We start from the raw sequence: 24,939 nt of genomic DNA, 5'->3' as shown, positions 1-24,939 counted from the left end.
AAAAGAATTACGCTCACCAAATCGGTGCCAAAGGCTCTTGACTGTGAATCCGGGAAATGCGATTCTCGATCTTGCTACAGATGACGAGAGAGGCTTCCACGGTTTTCCGATTGGGGGCCTTTTTCTTTTGCGGTTTAGTCTCCGTTTTGATCAGATTTCGACTGCCTGTACTCCTCATACAGACGATCCATCCTGCTTGAGAGCCAGCTGCTGAAAGGCTTGGCTTCAGTGTTGGTAAGTTCGATAGAAACTTTCTTTGCCTTAGCGGACATCGAGAACCCCAAGGAACTGTCGTGTGATGTCCATTCGGATACAGCTGAAGCTGCCTTCGGCTTCTTCGCAGCAGATTTGACTTTGTAGCGTTTCAGGTAGTCGTGAAGGTCGTCAAAGCGTTTGTCTTCGGCAATTGCACCAAACTCGGCGGTACCAACATAATCGGTGGCAACCTTGAGGAGGGCAGGGGCCAACAATAGCTGCCGTAGGCTCAACCATTTATCACGCCCAATTTTCTTGGATGCCCCGAGCACAGTAATGATAGCCGCCGGCACGACATCCACCACACCAAGCATTTTTGAAAGCAGCGCTTCATCAACGGCTAGCGATGATCGGATCACTTCTTTCGCCATGCCGGAGGACAAGAGATTTTGCGCAAAAAACGCCCGCTCTATGAATGACAGATTTGATCGGGCGGAGTTCTCCTGGCCCTGGGCAATAGCGGAAGCGACGTCGTCAAGCTTCTTTACGACTGCCTTCACTGGGATCCCAAGCTCTTGGGCGACCTTCAAGCGGCGGTGTCCGAACACCACCATGTACCGTTGGTCATCTGTCGAGCTGGGGCGCACTAGGATAGGCGTCGACTGGCCCGTCTCCTCGATCGCCTGCCTCAGTTCCTCAAACTCTTCATCGTCATGCGAAAGCCGATCGGGAACGAAGGAAACGTCGACCAATTGTGGATCGAGTTCCACAATGACTTCGCCTTCCATCAGCTTCTTAGTGTTTTCTGCCAGGTCTTCTATTGAACGAACGACCGTCTTGGCCGCACCCGTCATCGCATAGCCCGGCTTCGTAGGTGCTGGCCCGGATGGAATCGAGGCGAGATCCAAAGAGGCGAAGGGATTAATTCGTGACACGTCCAACCTCCGAACAAGTGTTCACTTCGTGCAAGCCATTGTGGAGCAATACAAAATTCGGAAAAAGAACGGCTGACAAAGGCATCATTTTCGCCCCCAAGCGCCGTGGATCAGGTCCATAATTTCGCCGTTGGCCGAGTTGAGGCTTTCCATTGCCCGGTCATAAGTCGAACGGACGAAGTCGCCCCGCTCGACCTCATAAAGGGTCTGTTTCTTGATCGAGGCATCAGAAATTGCCGTTGATTTAAGCACGTGATTTCGGAGCATATGTTGGGCGAACATTGACTGCATGAAGCCAACCATTTGCGCCTGCGGGATATCCGTCGGCTCAAATCGAGTGACAAGGTACCGGAACCACTCGACTTTGATTTCAGCACCCGCTTCAGCAACTGGCGTCATGATACCGCCGAGCATCATCAAGAACTGGCTCATCGACATGATGTCCAACATCTGCGGATGAATTGTAATCAATATGCCCGTCGAGGCCATGAGGGCGGTAATCGTCAAGTAGCCAAGCTGGGGCGGGCAATCGATGACAACAACGTCATAGCGATCATCGACCTGCTTCAACGCATTCCCAATGCGCATGTGAAACAGCCGACCTTCGCTACCATTCTTCGACGATATCGCGAGTGGTACGTCATACTCGTATTCCTGCAGGACTAGGTTGGCCGGCACGACATCTAGACCGGGAATGTTTGTGGATTGAATGACATCGGCAATTGGCTTTTGCTCGCCATCAAAACGCAGCGCTTCATACAGCGAAGATGTCTCATCCAATTCCGGCTGAATCCCAAACAGTGACGTCAGAGATGCCTGGGGATCGAGATCAATTGCCAGTACGCGATGACCAGTCAGAGCGAGGTATTGCGCAAGATGCGCCGCTGTTGTCGTTTTCCCGCTTCCGCCTTTGAAGTTGACGACAGAAACGACCTGAAGTGCCTCGCCCTCTCGGCGTTTAGGCAGATAGACCCTTTTGTCCGATTTTTTGTTGGCTTCGAGGAAATCCCGAAGCTCCAGCATCTGCTCGGCGGTGTAGTATCGACGGCCGGACACCGACTCAATCTCGGGGCCTTTCCCTTCGGAGTGGATCTGCCGGAGATGACTCTGCGTCACGCCCATGAACTCGGCGACTTCTCCGAGTTGAAATTTTCGAAGACCTTTTCTGGCGTCAGGAGGGTATTGCTGGCTGCGCAACATATGCAGCGCGCTGGAGATCTTCGCGCCCTGCTGCGCGATCTCAAAATCAAATCGGTTGATCGGTGGCTGATTCATTTTGCAAACTATGTCCCGAGAAGGCTACACTTTCGAAAAAATGGCCGTGCAGCCATCAATTTCGCAACTATCAGCCGATTCCGCAAAAGCGGCAAGGAATTTAAAGTTAACAAAACCTTAATTCCCGGCGGTTCGTTCGTGCTCTGGCGCTACTAAGCGTTATTTTTCCGTCCTTTACCGCGACATACGTCCCGAATGGGCTCCGTAATTTCCTGTGACTCATGACATGTCAGCGCGTTGCACCATCGCCGCTTGCTCACCGATTCGGGCAAACTCTGCAGGAATCAGTCAGCTGGGGCGAGGTGCAGATCTGCACCTCGACTTTCAAACCCGATTTAGCTTGTTTGCCACCGAAACCTCGAAAGATGACGGTGCCCATCATGCTTCAATCGCACTCACGCCTCCTACGCAAAATGCAGGACGCCCTTGGCGAACGCTTATGCATTGCCCTGGAAGATCCAACTGTCGTCGAAATCATGCTCAATCCGGACGGCAAGCTTTTCATCGAACGCCTCGGGCACGGTGTGGCAGCAGCAGGCGAAATGAGCGCGACCGCAGCAGAGACTGTCATTGGCTCGGTTGCTCATGCGCTGCAATCCGAAGCAGATGCAGATCGTCCCATCGTATCAGGAGAACTGCCGATTGGTGGGCACCGTTTTGAGGGACTTTTGCCTCCGGTCGTCAAGGCTCCAACGTTTACGATCCGGCGCCGAGCCTCCAGATTGATACCTCTGGCGGACTATGTGGCGTCCAACATCATGACGGAGGCACAGGCAGCAATTGTTCGCACGGCGATTGAGAGCCGTTTGAACATCGTGATTGCCGGCGGCACGGGATCGGGCAAGACGACACTTGCCAATGCTATAATTTCCGAGATCACAAGCGCCACGCCCGACGACAGGATTGTCATCCTTGAGGACACGGCCGAGATCCGGTGCTCAGCGGAAAATGCCGTGAGCCTGCATACGAGCGATGGCATCGACATGGGCCGCTTGCTGAAGAGTACGATGCGGCTGCGACCTGACCGCATTATTGTTGGCGAAGTTCGCGATGGTGCGGCTCTTACCCTTCTCAAAGCCTGGAACACGGGTCACCCGGGCGGTATCACAACCATTCACTCCAACACCGCGATGTCAGCGCTACGGCGCCTTGAGCAACTAACCGCCGAGGTCAGCCATCAGCCAATGCAGGCGGTCATCGGGGAAGCAGTGGATTTGGTGATCTCGATCGAGCGGGCAGGGCGGGGCAGGCGCGTTCGCGAAGTCCTCCATGTCGAGGGTTTCAACGGGTCTCGATATCAGACCGAACACTATCCGCAGCTCGATGAGAACAGCCATGCAGCATAGTCGCGCCCTGCAAGGAGGGATCGCCATTGCGGTCTACATCGCATGGATGTCCGGGCCGGCCTGGGCCGGATCCGGTGGCAGCTTGCCATGGGAAGGTCCGCTTGAGCAGATTCAGGAGTCCATCACAGGACCGGTCGCCGGTTACATCGCACTCGCTGCAGTGGCCATCTCCGGTGCCATGCTGATTTTCGGAGGCGAACTCAACGATTTTGCTCGTCGCCTGATCTATATCGTCATGGTCGCAGGCCTCCTTTTGGGCGCCACAACAATCGTCGGTCTTTTCGGTGCAACCGGAGCTTCAATAGCGTCCAACCCTGTGACGGTATGCCCGGTCTTTCCCCCGAAACAGGTAGGGGAGTGGGCTTGTGCCTGAAGCGTCCAGCGCGCTCCGGCGCAATCGCATTCACCGAGCATTGTCTCGCCCAAACCTCCTGCTAGGTGGCGACCGAGAGCTTGTGCTTATGACGGGCCTTGCAGCTGTCATCCTGATTTTCGTGGTCCTCACTGTCTATTCGGCAATCTTCGGTGTCGCCCTCTGGCTTGGCCTGATTGGTGTGTTGCGCATGATGGCAAAAGCGGACCCGCTAATACGCCGAATCTACATTCGGCATCTGACATACCGCGCTCACTATCGGCCCACCTCATCGCCCTGGCGGCGATACTGAGGAGGCGGAAATGGTCGCACTACGACGCTTCAGAATCTCAGGTCCATCCTTCGCCGATCTCGTCCCATATGCAGGTCTCGTCGACAACGGGATCATGCTGCTGAAGGACGGAAGCCTGATGGCGGGCTGGTATTTCGCCGGCCCCGACTGCGAAAGCGCCACCGATTTCGAACGAAACGAACTTTCGAGGCAGATCAACGCTATCCTATCTCGACTTGGCAGCGGCTGGATGATCCAGTTTGAAGCCGCTCGTGTGCCCACCACCGAATATCCTCCCGCAGATCGTAGCTGTTTTCCTGACATGGTCACGCGCTTGATCGATGAGGAAAGGCGCAGCCACTTCGGCCAAGAAGCCGGCCATTTTGAAAGCCGTCATGCGCTCATCCTGACTTATCGCCCAGCGGAGCCGCGCCAGGCCGGCCTGACGCGGTATGTTTACTCGGATACGGAGAGCCGCAACACGAGCTATGCCGATACAGTGCTGGACACCTTCCGCCGCTCGATCCGCGAGATCGAACAGTATCTCTGCAACGTTGTTTCAATGCAGCGGATGCAGACACGCGAGGTACCCGAGAGGGACGGCACCCGTTGCGCTCACTATGACGACCTGTTTCAGTTTATCCGCTTTGCGATAACGGGCGAGAACCACCCTGTTCGCCTCCCCGAAATCCCAATGTATCTGGACTGGCTTGCCACTGCTGAGCTTGAACATGGTCTAACGCCGAAGATCGAGGGGCGTTTCGTGGCCGTCGTCGCCATCGATGGATTGCCCGCAGAAAGCTGGCCGGGAATTCTCAATTCCCTCGACCTTATGCCGCTGACCTATCGTTGGTCATCGCGCTTCATCTTCCTCGATCCCGAAGAAGCGAGGCAGCGACTGGAGCGAACGCGAAAGAAATGGCTCCAGAAGGTCCGACCGTTTGTCGACCAGATCTTTCAGACGAAGTCGCGTTCACTAGACCAGGATGCAATGGCCATGGTGGCGGAAACCGAGGATGCAATCGCCGAAGCATCATCGCAGCTGGTTTCCTATGGCTACTATACACCGGTCATCGTGATATTCGATGAAGATGGGGCTCGCTTACAGAACAAGGCCGAGGCCGTCCGCCGTTTGATCCAGGCCGAGGGATTTGGTGCACGCATCGAGACCTTGAATGCCACGGACGCCTTTCTTGGAAGCTTACCAGGCAATTGGTACTCCAACATACGAGAACCACTGATCAACACCCGCAACCTTGCGGATCTGGTCCCACTCAATTCAGTATGGTCTGGCAATCCGACGGCTCCTTGCCCGATCTATGCGCCGGGCTCACCGCCGCTCATGCAGGTGGCATCTGGGTCGACGCCGTTCCGCCTCAACCTCCATGTCGATGACGTCGGACATACGCTGATATTCGGCCCAACCGGATCCGGAAAGTCGACGCTGCTTTCGCTGATTGCCGCCCAGTTCTGCCGCTATGACCACGCACAGATCTTTGCCTTTGATAAAGGCTGCTCTATGCAACCTCTAACGCTTGCGGTCGGTGGCGATCACTACGAGATTGGCGGTGATGCAGGGCAGGGAAGGCATCTCGCCTTCTGCCCCCTTGCTGACCTTTCCTCTGCCACCGATAGGGCCTGGGCCAATGAGTGGATCGAGACCCTCATCTCGATGCAGGGGATCGCGTTGACGCCCGACCATCGCAACGCGATCTCCAGGCAGATCGCATTGATGGCATCGGCACCAGGACGCTCATTGTCGGATTTCGTCAGCGGTGTGCAGATGCGCGAGATCAAGGAAGCGCTTCATCACTACACGGTCGATGGCCCCATGGGACAGCTCCTTGACGCTGAGAAAGATGGTCTCGAGCTCGGTCGCTTCCAATGCTTCGAGCTTGAGCAATTGATGAACATGGGCGAGCGAAACCTCGTTCCTGTGCTCACCTACATCTTTCGTCGGATCGAAAAACGGCTCGATGGCTCGCCAAGCCTCATCATCCTTGACGAAGCCTGGTTGATGCTCGGCCATCCCGTGTTTCGCAACAAGATCAGGGAATGGCTGAAGGTTCTTCGAAAGGCTAACTGCGCCGTTGTTCTTGCGACGCAATCGATTTCGGATGCTGAGCGATCCGGAATTATCGATGTTCTGAAGGAATCCTGCCCGACCAAGATCTGCCTTCCGAACGGTGCCGCCCGCGAGACCGGCACGCGGGAGTTCTATGAGCGGATCGGGTTCAACGAGCGACAAATTGAGATCGTCGCGAATGCTATCCCTAAGCGCGAGTACTACGTCGCCTCTGCCGATGGCCGGCGGCTGTTCGACATGGCCCTCGGCCCTGTGACGCTCTCCTTTGTCGGCTCTTCAGGCAAGGCAGATCTCACCCGCATCCGGGAACTGTTCTCGACACATGGAAAGGACTGGCCGAGCCAGTGGCTCAAGGAAAGAGGGATCAATCATCATGCGTAGAAACCACCCGCATTCCCGGACGGGCAGGGCGTTTGCTTGCCTGCTTGCCGCAAGCTACCTCATCATGTCTTCGGCCCAATCCCATGCGGGTGCGGCGACCGGCGGCGCCACTGAGTGGACGCAGCTCCTTAACAATGGCGAGCTTGTTTCTCTCGTCGGTCAGTCGGGTCAGCAGATCCAGAACCAGATCACCCAAATCAGCCAGCTTGCCGAGCAAATCCAGAACCAGCTGAACATCTACCAGAATATGCTGCAGAACACGGCCCAGCTGCCCTCCCACGTCTGGGGCCAAGTGGAGAAAGACCTCGGTCAGTTGCGCGACATCGTCGAGCAGGGGCAGGGGATCGCATTTTCCATGGGCAATGCGGACGACCTACTCAAGCAGAGGTTTAAAAGCTATGCGGATCTGAAGACGGTTCTCCCCAATGCCGAGAGCTTCTCAACCACCTACCAAGCCTGGTCTGACACGAATCGCGACACGATTTCCGGCACGCTGAGGGCTGCCTCCCTGACGGCCGAGCAATTCGATAGCGAGGAGACGACGATGAGCGAGCTTCGCTCGATGTCTCAGTCGGCAGATGGACAGATGAAGGCACTGCAGGTTGGCCATCAAATTGCAGCACAGCAGGTCGCCCAGATGCAGAAGCTGCGAGGCATCGTCTCGCAACAAACAACGATGATGGGAACTTGGCTGCAGAGCGAGCAAACCGACAAGGATCTCGCCCAGGCGCGTCGTGAGGCTTTCTTCAATGCCAACGTCCAGGACATTCCAGAAGGTCAGAAAATGGAGCCGCGCTGGTGAGCCTCACTATCAAACTCATCATCACTCTCATCACCATCGCTGGACTGACCACTGCAATCGCCGCGGTACACGTTGACTGGCGATCTCCCTCTACGACGCCTGGGATGACCGAAGAACAACGCGCAACCCGCCAGAAGTTTTTTGGGACGGAGAAGAGCCTGGCTCCCATCGTAAAAGGCCAGGAGATGCGACCGCGATGGTGAAGTCCCTCATTCGCACCTTCATAGCGGCCGCCGCGCTTTGTACCGTGCTGGTTTCGCCGGCATTGGGGCAAACTGGTCAGGTCCTGACAGAACTCGAGAACCAGGTGTCTGCCGCCGCCAAGGGATGGGAAACCACCATCATGGAAGCGGCTAGATCACTGTTCTGGATTCTTGCCGGCATCGAGGTTGGGATCGCGGCAGTGTGGTTGGCAATCCAGGCCGCCTCAATCGACAGCTGGTTTGCAGAACTTGTCCGCCGCATCATGTTCATAGGCTTTTTTGCTTTCGTACTCGCTCAGGGGCCGACCTTCGCAAAAGCCGTGGTCGACAGCCTCTTCCAGATTGGGTCTGGGAGCGGGACGGCATCGCCAGCAGAAGTCTTCGACGCCGGGATCCGGGTTGCCGCACAAATGTCCGAGCAAGCCAAGTTTGGCGTGTTTGAGGACAATGCACTGGCAATTGCGGCAGTCCTTGCCATGGGCATCGTCGTGATTTGCTTCTCCCTTGTTGCTGCGATCTTCGTCTCCGTCATGGTGGAAATGTATGTCGGCCTCTTGGCCGGGATGATCATGCTGGGCCTTGGCGGGTCCTCCTTCACCAAGGATTTTGCGATCCGCTACCTCGTCTATGCCTTCGGTGTCGGCATGAAGCTGATGGCGTTGGTGATGATTTCGAAGATCGGTTCCGAAGTTCTGCTTGGTCTGGCAGAGGCGCCAACCGCAGAAACCGACCAGTTCATCACGACGCTTGCCATTGCCGGGATTTCCGTCGTCGTGTTCATCATCTCTATGTATGTGCCGAACATCATGCAGGGTGTGGTTCAGGGTGCCTCTGTCACTGGCGGCATGGAGACAATCCGGCATGGGGGCCAGGCAGCATCGGCCGGACTGGGTGCCATATCGCTTGGCGCCGGCGCTGCCATATCGGGATATGCCGCAGCGAAGTCGGCTCACACATCAGGCGCTCCACCGGCCGCAGCGGCATATCAGGCAGCCAGGGCAAGCCTCGGCTCAGGCTTCTCTGCGATAGGTTCTGCCGCAAAAGACAAGGCAATCGGTGCGCCCGGTGCACATGCCAGTACCTTGCTTGGACTGGCGAACGCAAAACTCGACGCGGCCCGAGGCCATGCCTCGACTGGTGGTCCACCAACGGTTGGAACCACCTCGGGCTCTCCGAAAAAATCTTGATATAGAGATAGGACATCTGGATGGCAGCGCAACGCGCACCCGACAACCCGTATCTTGCCGCGCGGCAGGAATGGTCGGAACGATACGGCTCCTATGTTAAGGCTGCAGCGACGTGGCGTGCAGTCGGCCTATTGAGCCTCACTCTTGCAGTGATCGGCTTTACATATGCACTTTATCTCAGCACTCAGGTGAAGCTGGTGCCTTACATCGTCGAGGTCGACAAACTCGGCAACACCGTCTCCGGCGGTTTCCCTCAACAGATCGAATATGCCGACGCGCGCGTCGTGCGTGCAACTCTTGGGAGTTTTGTCGCGAGCTTCCGTTCGATCACACCCGATGCGGTCGTCCAGAAACAGTATATTGACCGCACCTACGCTCACTTGAGGACGAGTGATCCTTCCACGCAGAAGGTCAATGCCTGGTTCCGTGGTAACTCGCCTTTCGAAAAGGCCATCAGCGCGACCGTTGCGATTGAGGTCAACAACATCGTGGCCCTGTCCAACCACACGTACCAGCTCGACTGGACGGAGTATGAGCGCGATCGCAAAGGCAAGGAAATAGCAACACGCCGGTTTCGCGGCATCGCGACTGTGTCGATCACCTCTCCGCAGGATGAAGCAACCATTCGTCTCAACCCGATCGGTGTCTATGTCACGGACTTCGATTGGACGGCGCAACTTTAAGGGCAGGAGATCTGCAGTGAACAGTGCCAAAAGCCATATCGCCCTTCCCGTCCTACTGTCGCTCACGGCCACGGTTGCGATGACAGTCCCCGCGTCTGGACAAAGTCTGTCAAACAAGGAGGCTCAAGCCACCAATCTCTCAGGCAAATGGAGAGGGCAAACCGGGCTCGTCACGCGCGGACCTGATGGCAAGGTCATCTTCCTATTTGGAGAGACTCAGCCATCGGTGGTCTGCTCGCCTCTGCAGGTCTGCGACATCGAGCTCCAGGGTGGCGAGATCGTGCGCGACGTTCTGGTTGGCGACACGGTTCGTTGGAAGGTCGAACCTGCAACCTCGGGCGCTGCGGGCGGACAAGCGATCCACTTGATCGTCAAACCGTCGGAACCAGGTCTGGTCACTTCCATGGTGATTACAACCTCGCGCCGGACTTACCACATCCAGCTCAAGTCCCACCCGAGCCAGTATATGGCGCGCGTTGGGTTCGAATATCCAGAGGACGCTGCAACCAGGCTGGCAGATATCAATGCTCGGATTCAAACCATGAATGGCGCGGACGGCGGCACCTCACCTGAGCAGCTCTCGTTTTCCTATTCGATGACTGGTAACGCCCCCTGGCGGCCGAAACGTGTCTATTCAGATGGGCAAAAGACGTACATCCAGTTTCCGCGCACGATCGCAGGCCAGGATGCCCCGGTTCTCTTTGTCGTCTCCGGTGGCCAGAACCGGGTCGTGAACTACCGGATGAAGAATGACATGATGATCGTCGACTACAATATCGACAAGGCCGTTCTCCTGTCGGGAGTTGGTTGGCGGCAGCAGAAAATTACGATCAGGCGGGGAGGGTAACGAATGCGAAAGCATCTGTTCTTTTCCCTCTTCGCAATCGCGTTTCTCGTAGGGTGTCAGACGACCCCAACGGGATCAGCAACGAGCATCTCATCGGCAGACATTTCCGGGCCGGCCGCAAGCGCGATCGCTGGCGATATGGCAGCTCGATTTGCCGAACATGCCGGGCCACCTGGCTCGTCATTCAAAATGGAGAAGGAGAGTTCAGAGTTCTCCATTGCACTTGAGTCCGCACTTAAAGGTTGGGGTTACACTGTCGTCCACGCCAACCCATCCAAGCTTGAGGCGAAAGGGAATAAACCGACGGAACTCAGCTACTTCATCGGTTCCGAAGGTGGACAGGTGCTCGCCCGACTATCGACAGACAAGCTTGCCCTCGGTCGCGTCTATTCGCTCAGCAACGGATCGGCAGCCCCGGTCAGTCCCCTGTCCGTCATGGCGTTCGAGTGAGGGGGAGACAAAAATGGTACAATCGCTGAAACTTGGAAATGCTGCTCACGTCGGCGAGCAGCGGGGCATGAAACGGCTCAATCGCGTGCCGGTCTTCGTTGGCATCGGCCTCATTGCGCTGTTCCTCGCAGTCCTCATTTATGGCCTGTCGTCACGTGGCCTCAAGTTCGGGCAGCAGTCGGCCGACAACGCATCCGGCGTCTCGGCCTCAAACTTTGCCGAACAGATGAAACGCGGGGTGAAAGACGGGATCATTGGTGATCGGGCAGAGCAAACGACGTTTCAGCCTACTCCTGCGGTCGTCCAAACCCCTGCTCAGCTGGCACCAGCACCGGAAGTCAGGAGCGAGCCCCGTGCCACCCGCCAGCCGCGGATGGAATCCGAAGAAGAATGGAATGCTCGCATGATCCGCGAACAGCAGGAACAGATCTTGCGGGAGCAGCAGCGTCAGCGGATGGCAAGCCTTCAGGCGAAGGGTGCAGCGCTCGATTCACCGCTTGAGGTCGACATCAGTGACGTTGCTGAGCAGAGCAATCAACCGACCGGAGCGACAACGCAAACAAGATCAGCCGTGGAGTCGAGTACCGCAACCGATCTCTATGGTTCCGCATTGAAGTCGGCGGCCCTTGGGCAGGGGGGTGATCCAAACGGGCAGATTACCAAGGAGGAGTTTTTTAACTCGGATTTGAAGGAGCTTGGCTATCTCCCCAATCAGGTCGTGCCCCAACAGTCTCCATACGAACTCAAACGCGGCTCGGTCATCCCTGCCACCTTGATTACGGGGATCAATTCGGATCTTCCTGGGCGCATCTCGGCGCAGGTCAGTCAAAACGTTTATGACAGTGCAACAGGTCGCCATTTGCTCATTCCCCAAGGCGCGAAGCTCTTCGGGCGTTACGACAGCAAGGTGTCGTTCGGGCAGAACCGCGTGCTCGTTGTCTGGACGGATATCATCTTCCCGAACGGCTCAACCATACAAATCGGGGGAATGGCCGGCGCGGATGCGGAAGGCTATGGTGGCTTCAAGGATAAGGTCGATAATCACTATGTCCGCACCTTCGGTTCAGCGGCCCTTATTGCACTGATCGGGACCGGCATCGATATGGCCGTGCCCGAAAGTTCGACACTCAGCACCCAGAGCACAGCATCGGATGCGGCGCGGCGGAATTTCGCTGAGTCCTTCGGCCGGGCTGCGGAACAGACAATCTCGAAAAATCTTAATATGCAGCCAACCATCAAGATCAGACCGGGATACCGCTTCAATGTCCTGGTGGATCAGGACATCACATTCCCTCAGTCCGGTTGACGCGCAATAATTCATAAAACAACAGAATAATCTCTCACCTCGCTAAAGCGCCAGTAACTCGCAACGCCCGTAGTTGTGAAAAATGAACGAACGCACCTCTTGAGTGCATCGGGTTTACTTGATACCAATTACTCCACGTTGTGATTTCTAAGAGCTCAGAGCTGAACTGTGAATACTCACCCTGCCGTGACTACAGTCCAGCAAGAAACTGAAAACGTTCAACAAGTCGATACCGGCTTCGAATGCCTGGCGACCATTGGCGCGCACTACCGCCGTCCTGTTGATCGCGAACATCTGCGTCACGAACTCAACCTGAACGACGGGTTGATTGACGCAAAGGGACTGGTGAAGGCCGCCCGCATGGTCGGTCTTAAGGCACAACTGTTCGCCGGTAAAAGCCTCGCGAACCTCCTAGCAGCACCACGACCTTTGATCGTGCAGCTGGGCTCTGACTTCTTCCTGCTCCTTGCGGTCGAAGGGGATAGACTCCAACTCCTCGCCCCGCACTTGAGGGCGGCACAAGTCATCTCAACCGACGAATTCAAGGAGCGGTGGACCGGCACGTTCATCCTGGTTACGCGCCGTCCGGACGGGCTCGCAGATCGCTTCGGGTTGAGTTGGTTCACGACAGCCCTGAAGAAATTCAAGCGAGAGCTGGCGCTGGTGCTTCTGGCATCGCTCTTTGTCCAGATCCTCGGCCTGGCCACCCCTCTGCTTTTCCAGATCGTGATCGACAAGGTTCTGGTCCACAACAGCGTGGCCACGCTGACTGCCGTCGTCATCGGATTGATGGCGGTGAACATCTTCCAGGCCCTGATCGAGTTTTTGCGAACCTATCTACTGTCGCACACTGCAAGCCGCGTCGACGTCGAGCTTGGGGCAGGGGTGTTCAATCATCTCATACGCATGCCGGTCTCATACTTCGAAACCCGGCCCGCCGGCCAGACCGTCGCACGCGTCCGTGAGCTCGACCAGATCCGTCAGTTTCTGACCGGCCAGGCGCTGACAGCGGGCCTGGATTTCGTATTCGCTTTTGTGTTGGTCGGCATTCTCTACATCTACTCGCCGCTGCTCGCCTTTATCGTCACGCTGTCGATCCCGGTCTATGTCGTCATTGCAATCGTTCTGCAGCCGATCCTGATGCGTAAAACAGAGGAGCGGTTCAACAAAGGTGCACTGAGCCAGCAGCTCCTCGTCGAAACGGTTCTTGGCATCCAGACAGTCAAGGCGTCAGCGGCCGAGCCGCAGGTCCGCGCCGAATGGGAAGACAAGCTCGCCGACTTCATCCACACGTCGTTCAGCGGCATCACGGTCGCAGCGATTGGCCAGAACCTGATCCAATGGGTCGTGAGAACGGTCCAGGTGCTGATCCTATTTCTCGGCGCCTATCAGGTTATCGGTGGTGCACTGACGGTTGGCGCGCTCATCGCCTTCAACATGATCATGGGGCAGATCACCGGTCCCGTCCTTCGTCTCTCGCAGCTTTGGCAGGACTTCCAGCAGGTCAAGGTCTCCGCAGCTCGACTGGGTGACATCCTTCAGCACCCACAGGAGCCGCGCAACGGTTCGCTCGGCGCGCTACCCCCGGCGAAGGGAGAGATTGTCTTTTCCGACGTCACGTTCCGCTATCGGCCTGACCGTGCCCCGGTCATGGAAGGGATGGGGTTCCGGGTGAAGGCCGGGACATCGATCGGCATTATCGGGCCATCCGGATCGGGTAAGTCGACCCTGTCGAAGCTCGTGCAGCGCCTCTACATTCCCGAACGGGGGCAGATCCTCATCGATGGCCTCGATATCAGCCAAGTGGATCCCGCGTGGCTGCGGCGACAGGTTGGCGTCGTCTTGCAGGAAAACTTTCTGTTCAACAGGACAATCCACGAGAACATCGCCTTCTCGAATCCTTCCCTGTCGCGCGCACAAGTCATCCAGGCGGCGAGACTTGCTGGCGCGCACGACTTCATAGGTCAGATGCCGGAAGGATATGACACGCAAATCGAGGAACGTGGCGCCAATCTCTCCGGTGGACAGAGGCAGCGCATCGCGATTGCGCGCGCACTTGCCACCAACCCGCGGATCCTGATCTTCGACGAGGCGACCAGCGCACTTGACTATGAGAGCGAAGAGGCAATTCAGGGCAACATGCGCGAGATCTCCAAGGGGAGAACCGTGATCGTGATTGCCCATCGTCTGGCCGCTGTCACCAAATGCGACCGCATCATCTCACTTGAGCGGGGCAAGATCACCGAGGACGGAAAGCCTGGCGATCTCATCAAGGACGAGGCCGGCTTCTTCGCCCGCATGCTGAACCATCAGAACCAGCAGGTGTTCGTATGAACGCCAGAGCCAATCCGGTCGCCAAACCCAAAGAGATCGATCTGGTCGCGACCGCCATCCGCTCCGATCGCGCCTATGCCGAATTCTTACCCGCGGCCATCGAGATCGCGGCCAGGCCCGTTCCGCGCGTAGTCCCAGTCCTGCTGCTTGTGCTGATCAGCACCATTGCCGGCGCACTCCTCTGGAGCTGGTTCTTCAGTCTACAGGTGTTCACCAACGCGCCGGGGCGTGTTCGGGCAACGATCCAGCCGACGGTGGTTCAGCCTACCGAACCTGGGCGTGTCCTCTCGATCAATATCGAGAACGACCAACACGTTGCCCTCGGCCAGCCTCTGATTACGCTGGATGATGTCGATATCCGCGCAAGCCTCGATGCGGCAAGGGCTGCTCGGCATTCCTGGGCGGCAGAGGTCGCTAGACGACGGGCGGCACTGAAGGCTGTCGATCAGCCAGACCTGCCGGCCGCGCCGGAGTTTCCGGCCGAGATCCCCACTACCGTCGCCAGTCGTGAACTCGCCGCCTTCAATGCGGACGCTGGGACAATCCATGCGGCACTCGCCTCAATTTCGGCGCAGAAGCGTGAAGCAGAGGCCCGGATACAGCGCTTCCGTTCTGTAGCAGAGGCTCAGCGGAACCTGATCCGGATCCTCAACGAAAAGAGCGAGATGCTGGTTGGGCTGGTTGCTCAGGGCAGCGCCTCGAAGGGCGCGCTCCTGAACGCACAGGAAGCGACAGCCCGCGCCCAATCGGACCTCGCAGAGAACGAAAGCCAGATGCACGAGGTGCGCGCCAATCTGGAGAACTTTAGCGAACTCGACCGGCAGACCCGTTCCAATTTTCGTTCAGAGCAATTCCAGGGCATCCAGGCAGCCGAGCGGCAGATCGAGCAACTGGATCAGGAAATCGTAAAGTTTACAGCCCGCCTGAGCGAACGCACACTTAGGGCACCCATCGCCGGTACCATCCAGCAGCTGGCGACGACAGGCGCCGGACAATTCGTCAACGCGGGACAGTCACTTATGGTGATTGTACCGGACGGCACCGAGGTAGTGGTAGACGCGCTTATCCCATCGTCCGAAATCGGCTTTGTCCGCGAGGGCCAGCCTGTGACCCTGAAGGCGGATGCCTTTCCCTTTACCCGGTACGGTACGTTCAGCGGCAAAGTCGTGTCGCTCTCCGACGATGCAGTCAACGCCGACAATGCGCTTGCGCTGCAGGATACCAGCGCCAAGGCTGCGGGGCGGGTGAATGCCACAGCCGCCGGGCTGCCGCAGGTCAGCAATCTCTTCTTCGTTGCGCGCATCGCGCTGGATAGTCCGGAGCTTAAAATAGGGGAAGGGCGGCTGCGTCTGGAACCAGGTATGACAGTACGCGCAGAGATTGAAACCGAGAGCCGGCGGATCATCGACTATGTGATGTCTCCTGTAACCGCCATACTCAGTGAGGCGGGACATGAGAGATAGGCGAATTATGGGTATCTAGGTAAATATTGCAACAGACTTGCGAACAATGGCTAAGTCATTAATATTTACTTAGGAAAAGAACTGGGGAGCAATTGAAGTGAAAATATTAAGCTTCATATTTGATTCTGGCGCACTATTCATAATTGGATTTTTATTTTCGTTTCGATTATTTATTATGCAATTAAGAACAAAAACAATTACACATCCAATGATTTTTGGGCCTCTTTTTTGTCCTTGTATTTCAATATTTATTTACATTTCAGTATACGACATAAACGCGAATTATGCTTCATCATCGAATGTGTTATTCATTATTTCTGTATGCTTTGCCATAACAATTTCATACATAATATTGATAACGACGCTCGGATACAAGGCTACAATTACGATTTCTCGAAACATAAATGAGAAAGTAAAATTTGCAATCGGATTGATAATTATGTTTTTTATCGGCGTTACCGCCATAAATTACAATTTCTTTGAAAGTGAATGCAGCCTAAGATGTAAATCAATCTCCGTTTTAGTTGGATCTCCGGGCTTTGTTCCTGGTTCTTTCTTTGGTTTGCTTTGCATTAGCGGAGCAATAATACTGATTTATTTTCGAGTTTATGGTCGTGAGACAAAGGGGGGAGCGCGATGACCGATGAAATAACTTTCTCAATCAATCGTCAGTGGAATGATTATGTTTCCATGTTCATGAGTTCTGCCGAGTCGGCAATTAATTCATGGGCGGCTTGGTCTGTGTACAACGCTTACAATGGGCCTGCCTCGAACTTCGACGCGGTACGCAACAAATGGAGTTCGACTGTCTCCAATCAGTTCAAAGAATTGGATTTTGAGGCCATTAGTAAAGGATTGAGTCCCGGAGCGAAACTTAGCCAAACGCTGGGCTATGTTCAGTTTTTTGGAAAGATAGGATTTCCGTTGGATCTTGGGCTACGCTCCATAGATGTTTGGAATTCGGAAGACAAAGAGGCACGCACTGTAGCCAACTTTGTGGACTTCGGCGCTGCGTTAGTTAGCGTTAAAGGTGGCATCGAATTAGGTGCTTCCATCGGTACATCTTTAGGACCCCAAGCGGCCGCTATAGGCGGGGCTATCGGCGGAATTGGTGGCGCGCTCGGCTATTTCATTGTTGGTGAAAAGTACAATCTAACCGACACTTATGAGAGGTTGTATGATGCGTACGGAAGGTTAGTTAAGGATGGCATTGCCAATGCAGTGAACGGGGTCATTGCAAACCCTGATGCTTGGGAAGTTGACGCCATGGGCAACCCTACCGCTCTCAAAAACTGGTATGCAGGGCAGCCAGGATCCCACTTCCCTAACGAAGTCGCTTCACAAACCCACCGCCAATCTGAAATCGCGAGCATGAACAATTTGCGTGATTACAACGCAAGCCAAGCTGCTGCGTCTCGCCCCAGGCCGGCCTCCGAAGGCGCTCAGCAAGCACAAGTTGACGCCGCAGCTTCACGCCCCCGACCTGCCTCTGAAGGTGCACAGCAAGCACAGAAGGACGCGAAAAACAAAAGCAGCGGTAGCACAAGCTATGCCAAGCCAGGTTGGGGTCTCGACTCACCGTCTGAGAGGCGTTCTGGTGGCGGAGAGCGAACACAATCTTCAAGCGGCAAGTCGAGCTCAATTGGCGGCTCAAGCTCTGGCGGCTCCAAAACGTCCTCTTCCGGCAAAACAAGCGGTGGACTTTCTCCCACAGAGCGCGACGAACGCAACAGCGCGTCCAAGTCCAGCACCTCGAAATCAAGCAGCAGTTCAAAGAGCTCCAGCTCGAAGTCATATTCAGGCTGGGACAGCAGCGGCGGCAGCAAGGGCAACAATGGCCGCATGGGTCGCGTTCCGGTGTTTCTCGACCTCAATGGCAACGGTCTGACGATAACGGATGCTTCGACGTCCAACCTGTTTCTTGACATTGGCGGGGACGGTTACAAGTACCGCACGGCCTGGGTAGGCGCCGGGGACGGGGTCCTGATGATCGACGTCGATGGGGATGGTAAGATTTCCGATCGGAAAGAAGTGGTCTTTACCGACTGGGATCCATCTTCCGAGACGGACATGCAGGCGCTTCGCCAAGTATTCGACAACAATGGGAATGGACTGTTGGATGCCGGCGATGCGCGCTGGTCAGAATTCAAGATCATGATGACAAATCCCGACGGGACAATCACCCAAAAGACGCTCGCAGAACTCGGAATTCAGTCGATCAATCTGGCGGTCGACGAAACAAAGATCGGATTTGACGGAGGCTCGTCCATTGATGGGCAAACGAGCTTTACACGAACTGACGGCTCTACCGGCCTCGCAGCCACGGTCACTGTTGCCGTGGATACCAGCGGTTATGTGGTGACCGAAACACAGTCGACCGACGCCTCCGGCAACAAGACAGTGGTGAACCGGGCGGTGGACAAAGCCGGCCAGCTCGTCTCTGTCACCACGCGCACGGCCAGTGCCAATGGTCTCTCGGTCACAACCAGCTTCGACGATGACGGCGATGGCGTTCTCGATCGTGTCCTGACCGACGTCACAGTGATCAACGCCGGTGGCTCCAGAACGCAGACAGAGATGATGCGCGACGGCGGCGGAATCCTGACATGGTCAAAAACGACGCAGACCAGCTCCGACGGCAAGTCAGTTAGCATTGATCGCGACCAGCGCGGGGGAGGTTATCCGACCGAGCGCGAGACCCGTGTAACTGCCGCAAACAACAGCCTGACCATCACCATTGCTCAACTTGCCCAGAACGGCAGCATCGTCAGCCAGGTTTCAAACGTGCTCAGCAGCGATCGCCTCACACGGACGATGAACATCGATGCTGATGGCAATGCCTCTTTCGAACGCCGGAGCGAGCATCGCACGATCCGCAATGGTGATGGCAGTCGCGTGGAGCGCGACAGCGTGTTCTCCGGAACTGGCCAGCTCCTGTCCCGGACAGAAGTTTCGATTGCCGCCAATAATCTCAGCCGCACCGAAACGGCGGACGTCGATGGCGACGGCACGACGGATTTTACAATGACTGGGGTGACTAGCCGCAATGGGGCAGGGGACACAACGGTCGTTGAGACGTCAGCCGCTCGCGACTCCTCCATGTTCACACGAACCACCACGACCACCTCGCAAAACGGCCTTTCGAAAACCGTTCTTCTCGACATGAATGGTGATGGCACGAACGATCGGGAGATGACGGACGTCACCGTCATTGCAGCAGATCTCAGCAAGACCCGCACGCAGCAAACCAAGAGCGCTAATGGCACATTGCTGTCCCGGACCGTTGAGCAGCGTGCATCAGATGGGCTTGTCGGGACGATCTCTACCGATGCCAATGGCGACGGGGTGAATGAACTGGTCGTTGCCGCAACAAAGAATGCCTCCGGCGTCGTGACCGAGACCGCAACGTCGACCAGTGCAAATGGTTCTCTCATAAGCCGCAGTGTGAAGACGACGTCCGCAGACGGCCTGACGACCACCACCCAACTTGACCGCTTCGGTCGCAACTTGGTGGACCAAATCGTCGTGGATGCGACGAATAAAAACTCAGACGGAAGCTCTAGCCATTCCATCGAGGTACGAACGGAGGATAATTCACTTGTCAGCCGTGAGCTCGTAGTCACGAGTGCGAATGGTCTTGCTGTTGCGCAATCGACGGATATCAACGGTGACGGCCTCGTCGATAGTGCGACAAGAACCGTCCGCACCTTGAACGCCAATGGAAGCCAATCGATTGTTGTGGAAGGATTGAGTGGGAACGGAACGATCCTGTCGCGCGAAACCACAGCGGTTAGCTCAGACCGTCGCACCGTTACGACTAACAGAGACGCAGACGGCGATGGCCAGACTGACTGGACCGAGGCAACGAGCGTCGGGGCGAATGGAGCTCAAACAGTTGAGGTCCGTGAAACCACCAACACCGGCTCGTTGATCAGCAAGACAGTGACGGAAACCTCTGCCAACGGCCTGGTTGTAAATCAGTCGGTCGATGAGGATGGCGATGGCGATATTGACATCGTCAAAGCCGCGGTCACCACACTGCCGACCGACGGCAGGACAATCAAGGTTGGCACCAGCTCGGCCCAGAACGGGATGCTTCTAAAGCGTCAGGTTGAATCTGTCAGCGCCAATGGCATGGTTACGTCCGTTGAGGTGGACGAAAATGGCGACGGCATAGTTGATCAAACGATCACCACGTCGAAATCCATTGATGCTGACGGCACGCAGGTGGCCACTCAGGTCACGAAAGCCGGTTCAGCCATCGTCAACATCACAACCTCCCGCACATCCGCTGATGGGTACAGAACAAGTCAGACCCAAGACCTGGATGGCAACGGCACCATAGATTTGACGCAAAAATACGCCAAATCTCTAGCATCTGACGGCTCTATCTCTGAAACGTCAGAAGAGCGGAATGGCAACAGCGCCCTCATATCCAAGGTGACCAAGACAAGCGCTGCGAACGGGATGTCCGTCCTCTCGGTTATCGATGAAAACGGCGATGGCGTCACCGACCGAAAGGTCGAGGAGACACTGTCGGTCTCAGGCATCAAGACCTCTGTCATAACAGAGGTCGGATTATCAAACTCGATCCTGTCCAAGTCTACGCTGACAACCGATCGGAGTGGGCTAAACATCACGCAGACAGTCGATAAAAATGGCGACGGCACTGTTGATTCAACGCGAACGACCGCAACGACGTTTTCGGCAAATGGTACCAAGACCACTGTTTTTTCGGAGTTTCAAGGCCTCTCTACATTGGTCGAACGAAGCACGTCGACCGAGAGTGCCGACGGCCAGCGAAAGACAATCACCTTTACCGATGGTGCTGGAGCAAGCTTGCGTCGCATTCAAGAGACCTCCGAGATTTTCCAGGACGGTGCCACACGGTCAACCGTCCAGGTGAACAAGGGAGACGGCACCCTTGAAAGCAAAACGGTGTCCGAAGTGTCCGGCAACAAGCGGACATCCACCATCACAAAAGATGTCAACGGGGATGGCGTCGCCGATCAGAAAACCGTCACGACCCTGGCAGCCAGCGGCATCTCCACTCAAACCTCGACAGATTTCAAGTCTGATGGCATTGCGATTGCCAAGAGCCGTACGATGGAAGTCAGTGCCAATGGCCTGACTAAAACCTACACCTACGATACAGATGGTAACGGCACTGCAGAAAAACAGCTCGTCGAGGCGACGGTGCTCGGCGCTGACGGCAGAATGACTCAAACCAAGGAGTATCGCGAGAATAGCGGCGGTACCTGGGTCCTGAAAGGCAAGGCCGAAATCGTGCAGAGTGGCGATGGGCTGACCCGCACGTCACAATTTAACGATACAGGAACTGGTGAATATACGATCACGCGGACCGAGGCGACCCAGCTCGAAGCAGATGGCTCCACTTCCTTGGTCGACACCTGGCGCCTTGGTGGGCAGAAAACTCACCTGACAGAGACGCTTGTGTCCGCAAACGGCCTCAACAAGACAATACGGATCGATGCCGACGGCAATGGAACGTTCGATGTTACCAGAACAGACGTCACCACCCTTAACTTGGATGGTTCAACCACCCGGACGGTGACTACGACGAATGCAGCGGGCACCACGCTTTCCACATCAGTTGAGACCGTCAGTGCCGATGGCCGCAGCAAGACACTAAGTGATGTCTCCGCCATCCAAGGTGTGCCCGCAACTAGCACGGAAGTCAAAACACGGCAGTTGGCAGACGGTAGCACGATAGAGATTGTGACCCTCAAGGGGGCCACCGGGCAACTTCTGGAACGTGTAGAGAAAAGTGTCTCGGAAGACGGAAGACGTATCACCACCACTACCGACAGCAACGGGGATGGCACGGTCAATCAGCGTCAGGAAGTCGTGCGGATGCTCGATGGGAGGACTCTGACGACCACCACCGGCTATGCCGCTAACGGCACCGTCAACAGCCGCACCGTGGTAAGCCTTTCGGCTGATCAGCTGACGAAGACAACCGATTTCGATTGGGACGGCAATGGGACCGTCGACATCCGGCGAGTCCAGAAAAATACCTTCTTTGCCGATGGCAGTGAGGAGACTGCCATCACAGAAACCGACCTCAAGTCGGGTAAGGTCAAGTCTTTGACCAAGAGCCGTAAAAGTGCCGACGGAATGGCTTACTCGGAAGAAACCGATCTGAACGGCGACGGCGTTGCCGATCAGATCGTGACCGAGCTAGCCTCTCCATCGGGAACACGCACGACACGTATCACCAACAACGCGACAGCGCGCGCCAATAGCGAAAAACGAGATGGTGAGATCTACTGGAACGGCGCAATCCCAGCTGTAACAGAAACCGTCACAGACCCATCGGGGCAGACAAGAAGGGTTCGTGTTGACCAGGATGGCGATGGCTATTTCGAAGTGACCATGGTGACAACAGAACTGCCTGACGGCAGTGAAGTCACCGATATCACTGAGACAAACGCAAATGGCACGATCAAATCGAAGGGCACATATCGCACAAGCCACGACGGCAGAACCACTGTTCTGGAAAGGGATGGCAACAACGACGGATACCTTGAGTATCGAGAAGTGTCGGTAACCCACGCAAATGGTGAAGTGACGAAGACAACAACGACAACATCTCCGACCACTGGCATTACTCAAACACAGGTTGCCGAGGTGAATGCTCTCGGCAAGCTTGCAAACCAGACGATAACGGGGAAGACAGGATCACAAGTCTACACGTGGTCAAACTCCAGCGGAACGACCACTCTTGTTGAACAAGGGCAGGCGGGGGACATAGACGTTCTCCAGCTTGATGGGCAACCGAGTGCCTACTCCTTCACGCGCCAAGGCACAGATCTTGTTGTAGTCCACGGAATTGCGACCCTTGTTATCAAGGACCATTTTCTATCCAACGCGGCCGGACTCGAACAAATCCGCTTCAACAGCGGAGCTGAAGTCTGGGATCGTGCACGCATTGAAGCCGAAGGCTGGTACCGCGGTACAGATGGAAACGATACGATCGAGGTACTCGCGGGGGACAACAAGTTGTCCGGCGGGCGCGGTTCAGATACATATCGTTGGGGTTCCGGCTATGGCAACGATCTGATCGCCGAAGAGACCAACTCACCTTCAGATCAGGACAAGCTTATTCTTGCGGGTTTGCTGCCTTCGGACGTTACGGTCGCGCGTTCCGGTAACGATCTCGTGGTCTCCATTAATGCTACGGGTGAGCAACTGCGGGTTCAAGGACAATTCAGTCTTGTTCCAAGCGGGGTTGAGTTTGTCATCTTCGCAGATGGCACGACATGGGATCTGCCTGAGATCTATTCGCATGCCTGGATACGCGGCGGAAACGGCAATGACCTTCTCTCACAGGATTACTATTCGCAAACACTTGCGGGCGGGCTCGGATCAGATGTTTATGATCTGACTGGTCCTTGGCAAGGGACAATCGTTGAACAAGGGGCTGCAGCCGATGTGGATGAGCTACGGTTCACCTCATCGTCTTCCCTCTGGTTCTCGCGGTCGGGGAATGACCTCTTCATTCAGAGCGGACAAATCAGGATCGATGGGACCGATGGCCTTTTGATCAAGGATCATTTCCTTTCCAAAGCCTCTGGCATCGAAACCGTGAGGTTTGTTGGGGAGGGCGTCACGTGGGATCGGGCCAAAGTCGAGGCCGAGACATGGTATCGGGGGACCTCCGGTAACGACATTCTGGAAGTCGGATCAGGCAATAACAGACTTGCTGGCGGCCTTGGGTCAGATGAGTATCGGTGGGGCGCCGGATACGGCAGTGACACCATTTTCGATCAGGGAACCGCTGGTGAAGTAGACAAGGTGGTCTTGGCTAACCTTGTTCCCGATGATGTCGGCGCTCGGCGGGAAGGGTACGACCTTATCCTCACCATCAAGGCAAGTGGTGAGACACTCACGGTTAAGCAGCATTTCATATCGGCTATCTATGCGATCGAGGAAATCCGGTTCAGCAATGGATCTGCGTGGAACACGGCTGACATCAATGCCAATACCTGGATCATGGGGAGCACTGGCAACGACACACTGGTAGCAGGCAGCAACCAACACCCGCTTGCTGGCGGAACTGGCTCAGACGTCTACGATCTCAGTTCGGGACGCAACGCCTTCATAGTTGAGAACGGAGCGGCTCTGGATTTTGATGAGCTACTCCTGAGTGCATCGAGCGGCCGTTGGTTCTCTCGCGCCGGCAACGACCTCATCATACAAGCGTCGCTCGACCTTGCCTCAACGAATGGTACCGTAGTCAAGGATCACTTCCTGTCCCAAGAGACGGGACTGGAGCGTATAAGCTTTGTGCGTGACAGCACCAGATGGGACCGAGCGAGGATAGAAACGGAATCTTGGTTCAGAGGCACATTGGGCGCAGACACGTTTGAGGCCGCCGTCGGGTCAAACCGTTACGCTGGTGGTAGAGGCTCAGACAGGTATCTATGGGGGAGCGGATTTGGCAATGATACCGTTCTTGATCAAGGCGCCGCCGAAGACATCGACAGGCTGGTCTTGACGAACTTGAACGTCGCAGATGTCACGGTTTCGCGTGCCGATCGAGACCTCGTAGTCAAGGTCAACTCCACCGGTGAATTGCTCACGGTTCAGAACCACTTTGCGGGTGCAGCTATTGAACAAATCCTGTTCGCCAACGGGACAACCTGGGGGGCAGCCGAAATCACCAGTGCTGGGTGGCTGAGAGGTACCAACGCGGCTGATACTATCGAGACAACCGCGATTAACCAGACCCTGGCCGGTGGCCAAGGTGGAGATACCTACTTCTGGAAAGAACATGCG

The 24,939-nt window shown here is 55.9% G+C and carries 16 protein-coding genes; 14 read left to right on the top strand and 2 right to left on the bottom strand.

Features of this window, described 5'->3' with window-relative positions; genetic code table 11:
* Window positions 1-134 precede the first annotated feature (134 nt).
* The gene (gene repB / locus IP76_RS20570) at window positions 135-1,130 is read right to left on the bottom strand and encodes a plasmid partitioning protein RepB (RefSeq protein ID WP_054160227.1); all 996 of its coding nucleotides are present in this window, start codon (window positions 1,128-1,130) and stop codon (window positions 135-137) included.
* An 84-nt stretch (window positions 1,131-1,214) separates the two neighbouring features.
* Window positions 1,215-2,405 (bottom strand): plasmid partitioning protein RepA, encoded by a 1,191-nt coding sequence (repA, locus tag IP76_RS20565; protein ID WP_054160113.1) that lies wholly within the window; start codon window positions 2,403-2,405, stop codon window positions 1,215-1,217.
* A gap of 380 nt (window positions 2,406-2,785) precedes the next feature.
* On the opposite strand from repA, the gene trbB reads away from it, so the two are divergent.
* From trbB to IP76_RS20485, 14 genes are all read left to right on the top strand, one after another.
* The gene (gene trbB, locus IP76_RS20560) at window positions 2,786-3,751 is read left to right on the top strand and encodes a P-type conjugative transfer ATPase TrbB (protein WP_054160226.1); all 966 of its coding nucleotides are present in this window, start codon (window positions 2,786-2,788) and stop codon (window positions 3,749-3,751) included.
* Window positions 3,741-4,124: a TrbC/VirB2 family protein gene (locus IP76_RS20555; protein ID WP_054160112.1), complete on the top strand. Its 384-nt coding sequence runs from the start codon at window positions 3,741-3,743 to the stop codon at window positions 4,122-4,124. Before trbB ends, IP76_RS20555 begins: the two co-directional genes overlap by 11 nt.
* Window positions 4,117-4,416 carry a conjugal transfer protein TrbD gene (locus IP76_RS20550; protein ID WP_054160111.1) on the top strand — a complete coding sequence of 100 codons (300 nt, stop codon included), beginning with the start codon at window positions 4,117-4,119 and terminating at the stop codon, window positions 4,414-4,416. Before IP76_RS20555 ends, IP76_RS20550 begins: the two co-directional genes overlap by 8 nt.
* A gap of 10 nt (window positions 4,417-4,426) precedes the next feature.
* Entirely contained in the window at window positions 4,427-6,862 is a 2,436-nt protein-coding gene (locus IP76_RS20545; protein WP_054160110.1) for a conjugal transfer protein TrbE, read from the top strand.
* A complete protein-coding gene (trbJ, locus tag IP76_RS20540) occupies window positions 6,855-7,664 on the top strand; it encodes a P-type conjugative transfer protein TrbJ (protein WP_054160109.1) in 810 nt (269 codons plus the stop codon). Before IP76_RS20545 ends, trbJ begins: the two co-directional genes overlap by 8 nt.
* Window positions 7,661-7,867 (top strand): entry exclusion protein TrbK, encoded by a 207-nt coding sequence (gene trbK / locus IP76_RS20535; protein WP_054160108.1) that lies wholly within the window; start codon window positions 7,661-7,663, stop codon window positions 7,865-7,867. The genes trbJ and trbK overlap by 4 nt, the downstream gene beginning before the upstream one ends.
* Window positions 7,861-9,054: a P-type conjugative transfer protein TrbL gene (trbL, locus tag IP76_RS20530; RefSeq protein ID WP_054160107.1), complete on the top strand. Its 1,194-nt coding sequence runs from the start codon at window positions 7,861-7,863 to the stop codon at window positions 9,052-9,054. Before trbK ends, trbL begins: the two co-directional genes overlap by 7 nt.
* A gap of 20 nt (window positions 9,055-9,074) precedes the next feature.
* Complete coding sequence (locus IP76_RS20525) at window positions 9,075-9,737, top strand: conjugal transfer protein TrbF (protein ID WP_054160106.1); 663 nt, start codon at window positions 9,075-9,077, stop codon at window positions 9,735-9,737.
* A gap of 55 nt (window positions 9,738-9,792) precedes the next feature.
* Complete coding sequence (gene trbG / locus IP76_RS20520) at window positions 9,793-10,584, top strand: P-type conjugative transfer protein TrbG (protein WP_306765499.1); 792 nt, start codon at window positions 9,793-9,795, stop codon at window positions 10,582-10,584.
* A 3-nt stretch (window positions 10,585-10,587) separates the two neighbouring features.
* A complete protein-coding gene (locus tag IP76_RS20515) occupies window positions 10,588-11,034 on the top strand; it encodes a conjugal transfer protein TrbH (protein WP_054160104.1) in 447 nt (148 codons plus the stop codon).
* Between the two features lie 13 nt (window positions 11,035-11,047).
* On the top strand, window positions 11,048-12,340 hold the full coding sequence (trbI, locus tag IP76_RS20510; RefSeq protein WP_054160103.1) for an IncP-type conjugal transfer protein TrbI: 1,293 nt from the start codon (window positions 11,048-11,050) through the stop codon (window positions 12,338-12,340).
* A gap of 168 nt (window positions 12,341-12,508) precedes the next feature.
* On the top strand, window positions 12,509-14,674 hold the full coding sequence (locus IP76_RS20505) for a peptidase domain-containing ABC transporter (RefSeq protein ID WP_156318669.1): 2,166 nt from the start codon (window positions 12,509-12,511) through the stop codon (window positions 14,672-14,674).
* Window positions 14,671-16,137 (top strand): HlyD family type I secretion periplasmic adaptor subunit, encoded by a 1,467-nt coding sequence (locus IP76_RS20500; protein WP_054160101.1) that lies wholly within the window; start codon window positions 14,671-14,673, stop codon window positions 16,135-16,137. The genes IP76_RS20505 and IP76_RS20500 overlap by 4 nt, the downstream gene beginning before the upstream one ends.
* 636 nt (window positions 16,138-16,773) lie before the next feature.
* The coding region (locus IP76_RS20485; protein WP_156318668.1) for a calcium-binding protein at window positions 16,774-24,939 on the top strand (8,166 nt) is incomplete at its 3' end.

This window comes from Rhizobium sp. AAP43 (genome assembly GCF_001296045.1).
Taxonomy (GTDB): domain Bacteria; phylum Pseudomonadota; class Alphaproteobacteria; order Rhizobiales; family Rhizobiaceae; genus Allorhizobium.
This window is presented reverse-complemented; position numbering and strand designations above follow the sequence as displayed.